The sequence below is a fragment of the Streptomyces sp. NPDC046931 genome (assembly GCF_040644655.1).
In the GTDB taxonomy this organism is placed as follows: Bacteria; Actinomycetota; Actinomycetes; order Streptomycetales; family Streptomycetaceae; genus Streptomyces.
Window position 1 is genome coordinate 289369 of sequence record NZ_JBEYWX010000005.1, and the last position, 11959, is coordinate 301327.

12 protein-coding genes and 1 pseudogene are annotated in these 11959 nt (G+C 68.0%); 9 read left to right on the forward strand and 4 right to left on the reverse strand.

Annotation, left to right across the window (positions count from 1 at the left end):
- Positions 1–605: 605 nt before the first annotated feature.
- Positions 606–1163 (reverse strand): GNAT family N-acetyltransferase, encoded by a 558-nt coding sequence (locus tag ABZ876_RS13345; protein ID WP_361779059.1) that lies wholly within the window; start codon positions 1161–1163, stop codon positions 606–608.
- Positions 1164–1759: 596 nt separating this feature from the next.
- Here ABZ876_RS13345 and ABZ876_RS13350 point away from each other — a divergent pair.
- Complete coding sequence (locus ABZ876_RS13350; protein WP_361778855.1) at positions 1760–2425, forward strand: DUF4097 family beta strand repeat-containing protein; 666 nt, start codon at positions 1760–1762, stop codon at positions 2423–2425.
- 154 nt (positions 2426–2579) lie between these two features.
- The gene (locus ABZ876_RS13355; protein WP_361778858.1) at positions 2580–3398 is read left to right on the forward strand and encodes an alpha/beta hydrolase; all 819 of its coding nucleotides are present in this window, start codon (positions 2580–2582) and stop codon (positions 3396–3398) included.
- 26 nt (positions 3399–3424) lie between these two features.
- On the opposite strand, the gene ABZ876_RS13360 is transcribed toward ABZ876_RS13355, so the two are convergent.
- Complete coding sequence (locus tag ABZ876_RS13360) at positions 3425–3634, reverse strand: hypothetical protein (protein WP_361778861.1); 210 nt, start codon at positions 3632–3634, stop codon at positions 3425–3427.
- A gap of 129 nt (positions 3635–3763) precedes the next feature.
- Here ABZ876_RS13360 and ABZ876_RS13365 point away from each other — a divergent pair, with 129 nt between their 5' ends.
- The 4 genes from ABZ876_RS13365 (at position 3764) to ABZ876_RS13380 (ending at position 6556) form a co-directional block, all read left to right on the forward strand.
- The gene (locus ABZ876_RS13365) at positions 3764–4264 is read left to right on the forward strand and encodes a hypothetical protein (protein ID WP_361778864.1); all 501 of its coding nucleotides are present in this window, start codon (positions 3764–3766) and stop codon (positions 4262–4264) included.
- Positions 4265–4755: 491 nt separating this feature from the next.
- Positions 4756–5484, forward strand: coding sequence for an IS701 family transposase (locus tag ABZ876_RS13370; protein ID WP_361778867.1), 729 nt, complete (start codon positions 4756–4758; stop codon positions 5482–5484).
- On the forward strand, positions 5439–5744 hold the full coding sequence (locus ABZ876_RS13375) for a hypothetical protein (protein WP_361778869.1): 306 nt from the start codon (positions 5439–5441) through the stop codon (positions 5742–5744). Before ABZ876_RS13370 ends, ABZ876_RS13375 begins: the two co-directional genes overlap by 46 nt.
- A gap of 80 nt (positions 5745–5824) precedes the next feature.
- Complete coding sequence (locus ABZ876_RS13380; protein WP_361779061.1) at positions 5825–6556, forward strand: alpha/beta hydrolase; 732 nt, start codon at positions 5825–5827, stop codon at positions 6554–6556.
- A gap of 98 nt (positions 6557–6654) precedes the next feature.
- Here ABZ876_RS13380 and ABZ876_RS13385 read toward each other — a convergent pair whose 3' ends face one another.
- Positions 6655–7023 carry a hypothetical protein gene (locus ABZ876_RS13385; protein ID WP_361779064.1) on the reverse strand — a complete coding sequence of 123 codons (369 nt, stop codon included), beginning with the start codon at positions 7021–7023 and terminating at the stop codon, positions 6655–6657.
- A gap of 305 nt (positions 7024–7328) precedes the next feature.
- Here ABZ876_RS13385 and ABZ876_RS13390 point away from each other — a divergent pair.
- The 3 genes and pseudogenes from ABZ876_RS13390 to ABZ876_RS13400 all read left to right on the forward strand — a co-directional run bounded on the left by ABZ876_RS13390 (position 7329) and on the right by ABZ876_RS13400 (position 9388).
- A pseudogene (locus ABZ876_RS13390) lies at positions 7329–7871 on the forward strand (transposase).
- Between the two features lie 569 nt (positions 7872–8440).
- A complete protein-coding gene (locus tag ABZ876_RS13395; RefSeq protein WP_361778872.1) occupies positions 8441–8998 on the forward strand; it encodes a DUF3291 domain-containing protein in 558 nt (185 codons plus the stop codon).
- Positions 8999–9040: 42 nt separating this feature from the next.
- Positions 9041–9388, forward strand: a complete 348-nt coding sequence (locus ABZ876_RS13400; RefSeq protein ID WP_361778875.1) for an N-acetyltransferase — start codon at positions 9041–9043, stop codon at positions 9386–9388.
- A 600-nt stretch (positions 9389–9988) separates the two neighbouring features.
- Here the strand turns inward: ABZ876_RS13400 and ABZ876_RS13405 are convergent.
- A partial coding sequence (locus ABZ876_RS13405) for a PAS domain S-box protein (RefSeq protein ID WP_361778878.1) occupies positions 9989–11959 on the reverse strand: 1971 nt, incomplete at its 5' end.

The window sequence follows — 11959 nt, forward strand, 5'->3', positions numbered from 1 at the left end:
CTCCGGGAGAAGCAGCGGGAAGCAGCCCAGGCCGGCGCCGCGTCGGTGACGGCCGCTGCGGATACGCGCGGCACTGTGGGCCGGGTTCTGCGCAGGACGTGTTCTGCTCCGGAGCGTCGGAGTAAAGGCGAGGCCCTGCGCGCTTGGGACGGAAGGAGTGCATGGACGGCATCGGTTCGTCGTTGTCCGCCTGCACCCGCCGGTCTCAACGATGTGGTACGCAAACCGGTGGCTGGTGGCGTTGCGCGCCCGGTCAAGCGCCGTCGATGCGGTCGAACGGCGCCCGGGCCTGGGCAGGTGCGGCGGTGGTCGGGCCGAAGGCGGCCAGACAGGCATCGTGGGCGGCCGCGGCCCCGGGGCGGGCCCGCTACTGCGGCCCAGCCCCAGCAGGGTGGTGGTCACGACCAACCCGAACGCACCGGCGTTCGGGCGGCGGTGCTCCCCGGGCAGGCTCCGGTGCAGTTCCTCGGCGCGCTTGCCAGGTGTTACGCCGAGGTAGGCCCAGAGCTCTCGTGCCGAGCGCCGAGCGCCGAGCGCGGAGCGCCGTCCGGCGTCCGGCGTCCGCGATCTGATTGGACCAGCTCAGCGGTGAACGTCTGCCGCTGCTATCGCTTTAGATCGTGGGCCAGTGCCGCGTAAATGTACTCGCTGCCCCAGCGTTCCCCATCGAGATCGTTCTCAACAAGGTAAGCCTCCCGCCGCATGCCCAGCCGCTCACACACCCTGACCGAGTCGGTGTTCTCAGCATCGAGCCGGGCGAACAGGCGATGCACACCGAGCACGTCGAAAGCCAATGCGGCCACAGCCCGGGCTGCTTCAGTGGCATAGCCACGCTTCTCGTACTCGGGGTTGAGCATCCACCCGATCTCCGCCTGACGTGCGTGAGCACTCGCAAGCGTGAGGGTGACCTCGCCCATGACCCGCCGCTGTTCGTGTCGGCAGATGGCCAGCGCCACCTTGTCCCCGTCTTTGACCCAGGTAGTACTCGACACGCGCTCGGCTATGACCTTCTCGCAGTCCTCTCGCGTGTGCGGGCGCCGATAGAGGTACCTCGCGACGCTCGAAAGACCCTGGTAGGCGTACAAGTCCTCGAGGTCCTCAGGATCGAACTGCCTCAGCACAAGCCGACCGCTGGTGACCGGTACCAACGAGGTGATCTCCATGGTTCTCCACGGCTGGTCATAGGGCGGATCAAGACTGAGGCCGATGCGGCCCCATCGATGGCGATGATCACCGGGCCGATAGCCGGGCTGCAACGTCTTTTCCCAGGCCTCGCTCACATCTCCACAGCCGGCACCCGAACACGCCCAGCACAAACAGCCGCTCAGCGAAAACCCGCACTGCCGCGGCCGCGACTCGAAATCGACCCATCGGGCTGCCAACACCGCGCCCCCCCCGACACGCCCGCCAACCCAGCCGCGATCCGCACATACAACGGTGTCAGCGTCCTCCCTCGTCCACGTAAGAAGCCGCCGTGCCACCACGCCCGCGCCAACGGCGGACCCCGCCCGCCTTCCGGCTCGCGATCTCCCTCGTGATCCCTCGCGATGGCCCCTGCTCCCCGCACTAGTAGCGTTCACTTCTCGCCCATTGCAACGGCTGAGTAATCGCCGTTGCGTTACCCTCACGACCGTTGCAACAGTCTTGCTGCTCTGAGCTGCATGAATGCGTACGCAGCGCAACGAGTATGTTGCCGCATCTAAGAATGCAACGTAGCGTTTCTGTCATCGGAAAGAGCGAGCGACCACAGGAGAGCACGATGCAGAAGTTCGACACCCCCGCCCCGATCTCCGCCGTCCTGGGCATCCCCGCCGGACGCATTCAGTTCATCGCCGCCGACCGCGCCGACACCACCGTCGAGGTCCTGCCCGCCAACCCGTCCAAGAGCCGCGACGTCCAGACCGCCGAGCAGACCACCGTCATCTACGCCGATGGCGTCCTGCGGATCCTCACTCCCGAGCCCAAGAGCCAGCTCTTCGGCTCCTCCGGCTCCCTGGAGGTCACCGTCCAGTTGCCCGTCGGCTCCCGCGTCGAGGCCAAGGCCGCCGGTTCCGAGCTCCGCGGCGTCGGCCGCCTTGGCGACGTCGCCTTCGAAGGCGCGTATCGCCAGATCAAGATCGACGAGGCCTCGAGCATCCGTCTGACTGCCATCGACGGCGACGTCGAGGTCGGCCGGCTCAACGGCCCCGCGGAGATCAGCACCGCAAGGGGCGACATTCGCATCACCGAGGCCGTGCGCGGCACGGTCGTGCTCCGCACCCAGTCCGGCGACATTTCGGTCGTGGCCGCTGCCGGCGTCTCGGCCGTCCTGGACGCCGGCACCGGCCACGGCCGCATCAGCAACGCCCTAAAGAACGATGGCACCCCCGAACTCGACATCCGCGCCACCACCTCTCACGGCGACATCACCGCTCGCAGCCTCTAAAGAAGCAGAACCAGGAACATCCGGCCGAACCCACCACGATCGAGATCCTGTTGGCCGTCGCCGACGGCCCGGCCGTCCATCCCGAGGGGCCTGCGATCCACGTGCAGGCCCTGGAGAAGCAGTACAAGACACCTCACGCGACCAGGTGGAACACATGACGAAGAACAGCACTTCCTCGACCAGTTCGAAGTGGACCGGCATGGTGGCGGTCGACGATACGGCCCTGGCCGTCACCGACACCGGCGGTCCCGGTATCCCTGTGGTCTACCTCAATGGCCAATTCGCCACTCAGGGGTACTGGCGGCGGGTCGTCGCTGAACTGGGGGCGGGGTGGCGGCACATCACCTACGACGAACGGGCTCGTGGCAAGAAGTCGAAGCGTTCGGCGGACTATTCCTTCGAGGCCGCCGTCCGGGATGTCGATGCCGTTCTCGCGGCCAGGGGTGTGGACCGGGCGCTGGTGGTGGGCTGGTCCTACGGGGCGGTCGTCGGTGCGCACTGGGGCAGCCGGAATCCGGAGCGTGTCTTGGGGGCGGTCCTGGTCGACGGCGCGTTCCCATACGACTGGATCGACGAGGCCATGGAGCAGCGGATCCGGAAGCTGTTCCGGCGGATGGGCTGGTTCACGCCGCTGCTGCGCCCGACGGGCCTGATTCCGCGGATGACCGCCGAACAGCAGGCGAGCAGCAACATCGAGCTCGGCAGGCTCTCCCGCGAGCGCGAGCTGGGTCCCGTGCTGGACAACATCACCGTCCCGGTTCGGTATGTGGTTGCCTCAGGGACGTCCTTCGGAAGCCGCGGTGATGAGCAGGAACGGATACGCACCAGCCTCGATGCGGTGACCGCGCGCAACCCGAACATCCAGATCGGCGCGAAGGTCGCCAGCAACCACGGTGCGATCCTCAAGAAGGACTTCCCTGCCATCGCCGAGGCCGTACGCGAGGTCGCCGCGCTCGGCCGCGGGGGGCGCTGAAGACACGGCAGGCGGACCGACGACAACTACGCGTCCTCGCCACCGTCGTCATCACCGTCCAGCTCGACCGCGTCCGGGTCGCGCAAGGGCCCCAGTCCTTCGCGCGGGACGGACGCGGTGAAGCTGTGGCGGCCGAGCATGTTGAGGTTGCGGTGCTTGAGCGGGGAGAGCCGGGCGACGTCCTCGTTACGGTTCTCGTAGCCCTCGGCCACCATCTCCGGCCTCGATGAAGGCACGTCGCTGCGTTCCCGTCGAGCAGCGGGCATGGACCCCCACGACGGAGGACACTCCCAGCACGCACACCGCCGCTGCGCCGGAAGACCCCCGTGTCCGGGGCTGTGGTGTGCCCGCGTACGCTCCGTACCATGGAGGACCGAAGAGCCCTTGAACAGCGCATACGCGCATGGCTTGTCATCTTCGTCGTGTGTCTGGTGCTGAGCGGCGCTACCGCGTTCCCGCTCGTGCACGAGGTGCGGTGGCTGGACGGCTGGGGTCTGCCGGGAGCCGTCGGTGACTGGATCTCCCAGGTTCGGGAGGGACTGGACGCCACCGACGCGAAGTACCCGTTCATGCTGTACGGCACGGACTGGCTCGCCTTCGCGCACCTGGTGATCGCCGTCGCCTTCTACGGTGTCTGGCGCGATCCGGTGCGGAACATCTGGATCGTGGAGTGGGCCATGATCGCGTGCGTCGGGATCATCCCGCTCGCGGCGATCTGCATCCCGCTCCGCGGTCTGCCGCTGTGGTGGATGCCCGTCGACATGGCCTTCGGCGTCGTCGGGATCGTGCCGCTGCTGATCCTGCGACGGATGATCAAACGGCTGGAGCGCTCCGACACAGTGTCAGCCGTGCCGACCGGCGCCTGACGCTCGGGAGTTGTCGCAGGCGGGCGCCGCCGGTGAGGTTGGCGCGCATGGCGCGGCCACGCGCTCTCGGCCTCACCCTGGACGACTTCGACGCCTCGCCCGCTGGAGCGACGACTTCGCCGTGCGGGGCAACTGAACCGGCCAACTCGGCCTCGACACGGTCGGACGAGGTCGGCGGGTGTGCCGCGATGGCGGCTTTCGGCACGGCCGGCCCGACGGAACTCGCTGACCCGCTGACACGCGGCGTCTGCAGCGTGGGAGTCCCGCGAAGGAGTGCGGCATTTCCGGGCGGGAGCGTGATACGCCGATGCCATCGGTCTGGGTGGACATGGCGGGTTCCACGTCGCTGACCGGCTGGTGGTGAAGACTGCGAGCGTGGTGGGTCGTGTCCCGCGTCGTGGTGTAGGGGATCAAGCGATACACGTTCCGGTACAAGGCCCCTGAGGATCTCCGGAAAGGCAGCAGTCCACGAGGCGCCCTGCTGAGGCGAGTTGAGCACTCGCCTGGCGGAGTCACCGTCCCCGACCTGCGGATTCCGGCGCCTTGATCGGCTACACCACCCGGCGGGACGCCATCCTCCACCTGGTGCAGAGGGGGGGTTATCCGCCTGGTGCAACGATCCCGAACGCCGCCATGCGGCCGGGATACCCGAGACCGTGCAATTCGCGACCAAGCCCCGCCCGGCGGCGGAGATGATCGAGGCCGCGCTGGACGCCGGCATCAGTGCGTCCTGGGTGACCGGCGACGAAGCCCACGGCCAGGACCCGCACCTGCGGACCGCTCTGGAGGCACGCGGTATCGGCTACGTAATGGCCGTCACCTGCCCCACCCGGGTCCGGATCAACCAGGGCCGCACCTCCATCCGCGCCGGTGCCCTCACCGGCCGCCTGCCCGCCGTGGCCTGGCAGCGGTACAGCGCCGGACCCGGCGCGAAAGGGCCGCGCTACTACTACTGGGCCTGGATCCGTATCGGCACCGGCGACCACCGCCACCTGCTCATCCGCCGCAATCGGACCACCGGTGAACTCGCCTTCTACCTGTGCTGGCCGCCCACCAAGGTGGCGCTGGCGGAGCTGGTCCGCGTGGCCGGTGTCCGCTGGAGCGTGGAGGAACGCTTCCAGACCGCCAAGGGCCAGGTCGGCCTCGACCACTACCAGGTCAGGCAGTGGATCTCATGGCACCGCACATCACGCTCGCCATGCTCGCCCTGGCCTTCCTGACCGCTGTCGCCGCCGGCGCAGCCCCCGACCGACCTACCGATCCGCACCACCCCACCCGCAGCAGCGACCCGATCACACTGACCGTCCCGGAGATCCGCCACCTACTCCCCGTCGCCCTCAACTCGCCGGCCACGTCCACGACCAGGCTGCTGCACTGGTCGATCTGGCACAGACACCACCAGGCAACAGCCCGGGGCAGCCACTACCGACGACGATCTGCCGATGAACTCATCCGACTGAGCGACCCTGTTGGCCGTTAGAGCACCTTTCAGCATCTCCCTTGATCGTGGTCGAGACCGCGCCGGTAGAGTCGGCTGGACCGCAGAACCTGGGGGAACTGATGACGGCAGCGGATGCAGTGGGCATCGTCTTCGTTCACGGGACGCGCTTGAGCGCGGGACAGTGGAGCGTGCAGCTTGCTGCACTCCGGGACGAATTCCCGGTAGTCGCCGTCGACCTGCCCGGCCATGGGAAGCGCTCGGCTCAACCCTGGAGCCTGAGCAGCGCGACCGAGATCATCGCTTCCGCGGTGGACTCGCTCGACCGTGGGCCAGCTCTGGTCGTCGGGCACTCGCTCGGCGGATACGCCTCGCTGGAGTTCGCGCGACGTCGTCCAGAAAGACTGCGCGGGCTGATCCTCGCGGGAGCCAGCGCATCCACCCGCGGCCTCTGGGCAGCGCCATACCGATGGGTCGCCAAGCTGGTTCCCCGTATTCCGGCAGATCGGCTGGCCCAGTGGAACGACTGGCTGCTGCGGCGGCTCTATCTGCCGGAAGTGGTGGAGGCGACCATCCATTCCGGCTACGCCTTCCATACCCTGCCCGCAGCCTGGGACGAGGTACTGGGACGCTTCGATGCGGGCGCGATGCGTTTTGTGGAGGCTCCGGTACTGATCCTCAACGGCGAAAAGGACACCGTCTTCCGGGCCGGCGAGGCGGACTTCGCCCGCGCGCATCCCTACGCTCGGATCGAGCTGATCCCGAGAGCAAGACATCTCGCGAACTTCGACGACCCAGACGCCTTCACTGATGCCGTCCGCCGCTTCGCCCGCCAGCTCCCTGCCGCCAGCTGATCGCGCCAGCACCGAGACCGCCTGGCTCCCCTGGATACTCGGCTAATTGCTGTGCTCGGCCACAACGCGCTGGGGGATTACGAAACCGCGCTGGAGTACTAGGCGTCGAGGTAGTGGTAATCCCCATCCGGGAGGCCGATCACCAGGCCGCCGTTCTGGACCCTCCACTCGCTCAGGCCGTCGACGTCGTAGCTGACCAGAAACAGCCCCCGGGGCCTCTCGTCGTACTCGTCATCCGGGTAGGGGGCCGGGATCTGGGCGATCTGACGCAACCTCTCCTCGAACCAGTCGAGGGACACCGCGCGGATGTAGCCCCCGTAGAAGGCCCACCTGGCGCCGTTGTACTGCCGAGCGGGAAAGGCCCAGCCCCCGCTGTAGGTGCGCTCCGGATCGTCTGCTTCCACGATCTCCTTGATCTGGGCCAGCTGTCCGTCGTCACACTGCAGCCAGCCCCTGACCGAGACCATGGTTCCCACGGCGGTTGCTCCTCATTCGTGTGGCGCGCTGCCCCGGCGCACGGTATCTATGCGCTTGCACGCTAGGGGCGACCTGCTCGGTCGCGCAAAGGGATTGACAGGTGGATCAGCCGCCTCGGGCGAGAGCCCGTCCTCCCCATCCGGTCGGCTCTCGCGATTTTGCGCTGGGCCCGAGTGAGTACGAGGGAACGACCAACGCTTGATCACCAGAGGTTGTGTGGACTCCTGAACATCGCGCGATGGCCGCGGGCCTCAGCATAGGCGCGGCCCGCCGGCAGGCGATGTCCGACCAGGCCATGGCCCGCATCGCGGGCCGGTTTCGCCGAGTGGAACCGCGGGCGACGGCACGGGCGTTCATCCTCGGACTGCTGTCCGGCGTCGAACGCAAGAACTGCCGGCAGCCGGCCGAAGAGGCTGGCCATGCCCGCCCCGGCGCGAGGCTGAGGCTGCTGCGAAGCGCACGCTGGGACGCCGACGGCGTGCACGACGAGGTCCGCTCCTACGTGCTGGACCACCTCGGCGGGGGCGGCGTGTCGATCGTGGACGAGAGTAGGTTCCTGAAGAAGGGCCTGCGTTCGGCCGACGTGCAACGGCAGTACACCGGCGCCGCCAGTCCGATCGGAAAAGCCCAGGTCGGGGTGTTTCTCGCCTACGTGTAATCGCAGGGCCAGGCCCTGATTGACCGTCGGCTCTACCTCCCCGAACACACCTGGTGCCAGGATCCCGATCGCCGCTCGGACTCCGGGATTCCCAAGAGGGTCGAGTTCGCCACCAAGCCCCGCCGGGCCTGGCAGATGATCGAAGCGCCCTGGACGCCGGGTGCTCATCCAACTGGGTGACCGGCGACGCGGTATACGGCCAGGGCCCACAGCTTCGGTCCGCCCTTGAGGCACGCGGAATCGGCTACGTCCTGGCAGTCGTCTGCACCACCAACGTGCGGATCAACCAGAACCGCACGGTGGTCCAGGCCGCCACCGTGGCCGCCTCACCGCCCGGGACACCTGGTACCGGCAGAGTGCCGGCGCCGGAGCGAAGGGCCCGCGCCGCTACGACTGGGCGCGGTTGCAGACCGGAGCCGACGAGAACCGGTTCCTGCTGATCCGCCGCAAACCCGCAACCGGCGAACTTGCCCTTTTGCCGATGCTGGTGACCGGGCCAGGTGGCCCTGGCCCTGGCCGCGCTGATTCGCGTCGCCGGGACCAGGTGGTGCATTCGCCCGTCACCGCCCCAGCCCCCGCAATGACCGGTGCAAGAGGCCACTTGGACAGCGAAAACGCAACGTCGACATCGCCCGCAGAGGCAGCTACCTTCACCTGGTCTTCGGCGATCGCCCACGGCCGCACGGGAGTTCCTTCGGGCTGAGCCACCTGCGGGTCCACACCAGGCACCCCCAACCAGGGAGAGAAGCATGCCCCATCTTGCTCTGTACACATTCGGCGTCCTGAAGTCACCTCTCGCCGATCCCGCACCTCTCACGCGCGAGTTCTACGACAGTGGTGAGGCCGTCTACCGGAAGATCAGTCAGTACCCCGGATACCTCGCGCGTGCTGAAGCGGCAGACGGTGACCGAGGCTCACACTTCGAGACGGACTGGGGTGCATGGGGAGAGTTCGCCGTACCGACCTGGTACGGCAAGGGCCGTACGGTGGAAACCACCGCCCTGGCCGCGTCCCTCTCGCTCTGGACCGACCTGCGCCCCGCCTTCGACGCCATCTATACCGGCCTGCACCGTGAGGCGCTGAACAGGCGTTACGACTGGTTCGAGAGGACAGGACACCCGGGTTACGTGTTCTGGTGGGTCTCCGGCGACGTGATACCCACCTGGCAGGACGGGGTTTCCAGGCTGGAGTACCTCCACGACCACGGCTCCGCGCCGCACGCCTTCACCTTCCACCACTCGTTCGCCCCGGACGGAACTCCGACCAGGATCAAAGGCATCGGGCCCAAGATCAACCAGGTTCGCTGACAAGGGAGCCTGAACGACTGGGTTCGCTGTCAAACGCCTCCATTGAATGACGGCGAACAGACGCGTCTGCAGGTGCTCAGCCCGCTGGCCGTGATGCCCGGTCACCAGAGACAGGGCATCGGCCCAGCCCTGGTCCAGGGAGGTCTGCGGATCCTCGCCCAACGGGTGGTGCCGCTTGTCTTCCTGGAAGGGGACCCTGCCCACTACACGCGCTTCGGGTTCGTGCCCGGCGCAGAGCTGCATTTCCGCAAGCCGTCCCTGCGCATCCCCGACGCCGCCTTCCAGGCGCTCAGACTTCCGGCGCACGAGGCGTGGATGACGGGAACGCTGGTCTACTCGGAGCTGTTCTGGCAGCACGACGCGGTCGGCCTCCGGGACGCCAACGCCTGACCGGAGCGGATGACAGCCTGTCGGCGCTGGGACCCGACCACCCCGACACGCCGGCCACCCGGCACAACCTTGCTTTCTGGGCCCGGACCACCTCGATTCCCTGCGTATTCAGGTGACACCTCGGCTACGGAGCAAGCGGGAGACGCCGTCGGGGCCACGACCGCATGCGCCGAGCTACTGGTCCATCGCGAGCAGGCGCTGGGCCACGACCACCCGACACCCGGCGCGCCCGACAGAGCCTCGGCTACCGGCAGGCCCAAGCGGTCGACGCAGCTGGAGCGGCTGCCCCCTTCGCCGACCTGCTGGCTGCTCGCGAGCGAGTGCTCGATTCCGACCACCCTGACACCCTGGCTCGACTGGTGCCAGATCTCGAGCGAGTGCTCGGCCCGGATCACCCCGACGCCGAGATGACTCAGCGTGCTCTGGCCCAGTGGCGAAGTGGAGCTGCCGTCACGAAGTTGTAGCCCCCCGGCCGGGCCGGCGGCCTCCCCGGCGCGCAGACAGTAGCCATGATCGCTGCGACAACGGGAGCGTGGCGGCCCCGATCGAGGCCGCAGCGACGAGGTGAGGTGGGTCAGCGACGGCTGTGTAGGAAGCCGTTCACAGTAGGAGGGTGAACCAGGTGGTCTTCCCCGTACTGCTGGGCCTGACTCCCCAGCTCTCGGAGACGGTGTCGACGAGGATGAGGCCCCGTCCGGACTCCTCGTCGGTCGCGGCAAGGCGGGGGTGGGGCAGCTGGGGACTGTGGTCGCTGATTTCTACGGTCAGTTCGGCGGCGGTGCGGCGTAGCCGGAGACCGAGTGGGCCTCGCGCGTGCTGGACGGAGTTGGTGAGGATTTCGGAGAGCAGCAGGCGTGCGTCGTCCGCTTTGTGGGCGCAGTCCCAGGAGGCGAGGGCCTTGGTGAGGAAGGCGCGGGCCTCGCCGACGGAGGAGGGCACGGCGGGTAGGTCGGTGGTGACGGTGGCCAGCGGGGCGGCGGGAAGCTGGGTCAGGAGGAGGGTCACATCGTCGTTGTGGCCCTCGGTGTCGGGCAGCAGCGCGGCGAGGACGTGGTCGGCCACGGCTTCCAGGCTGCCGGTGGTGCTGAAGGCGTCGTCGAGAGCGGTCATCAGTTCAGTGAGCTGGGCTTCGATGTCGCTGCCGGGGGTTTCGACGAGGCCGTCGGTGTAGAGCAGGAGGGTGGCGCCGGGCGGCACGGCCCGGCGGACCTGCTGGTGCGGGATGCCGCCGACGCCCAGAGGGGCACTCACCGGAGCGGGAAGAACGCGGATGGGGCGGCCGGGGACGGCGAGGAGGGCGGGCAGGTGCCCGGCCGAACAGACTGTGACGTCACCGGTGTCGGGAGCGATGACGAGGTAGCAGCACGTGACCAGCTGGTCGGGAAGGTCAAGGTCGGTGACGGCCGCGTCCAGGGCCTGCATGAGCTGGTGGGGTTCCATGCCGGTCTTGGCCAGGGCGTGGGCGGCGGAGCGAAGCTGCCCCATGACGGCGGCCGCCTCCAGGCCGCGGCCCATCACGTCGCCGATCAGGACGCCGACGCGGCCGGCACCCAGCGGTATGAGGTCAAACCAGTCGCCACCCACCCCGGCGCCCTGGGTAGCGGGCAGGTAGCGGCTCGCAGTGGCCAGGCCCTCGATGGCGGGCGGGGTCCCCATCAGACTGCGTTGCAGGGTGAGGGCGATGTGCCGTTGTTGCTCGTACAGGGCCGTCAGTTCCGCCTCGGCCTGTTTTCGGTCGCCGATGTCGCGGACGATGGCGCAGGCGCCAGTGACGGCGCCGTCGGAGGTGCGGGTCGGCCACAGCGTCACGTCCACGTCGATCAGCCGGCCGGACCGGGTGACCCGCAGCGTCTCGAAGTGCTCGACCTTTTCGCCGCTGCCCAGCCGCTCCAAGAGCGCGGTGATCTCATTTCGGTGCTCGGGCGGGGCGAGCATGGCCACGTGTCGACCGAGGGCTTCGGCGGCCGTGTAGCCGTAAAGCCGCTGCGCGGCGGCGTTCCAATAGGTGATGCGCCCGTCGAGGGTCTTGGCGAGAATGGCGTCCTGGGAGGACTCGACCAGCGCGGCGAGCTCGTTGATGCGTGCTTCGGCGGCTTTACGGTCGCTGACATCACGCACCGCCGCAGAGAACAGCAACCCATCGGCAGTCTCCAGCGGACTGAGACTGATCTCCACCGGAAACTCGGTGCCATCCTTACGCAAACCATGCAACTCCAGCCCAGCACCCATCGGACGGACCTGCCGATTGGCCGCATAACCATCCCGATGGCGAGCATGCTGAGCCCGGAACCGCCCAGGCACCAACATCTCCACAGGACGCCCCAGCAGTTCATCACGCCCATAGCCGAACAGCGCCTCCGTCTGCGCATTGACCAGAGCGATATCCCCCGCATCATCCACGATCACCATGGCATCCGGAGCCGCCTCCAACAAACCCCGAAACCGCTCTTCAGCGGCCTTGCGATCGCTGACATCACGCACCGCCGCAGAGAACAGCAACCCATCGGCAGTCTCCAGCGGACTGAGACTGATCTCCACCGGAAACTCGGTGCCATCCTTACGCAAACCATG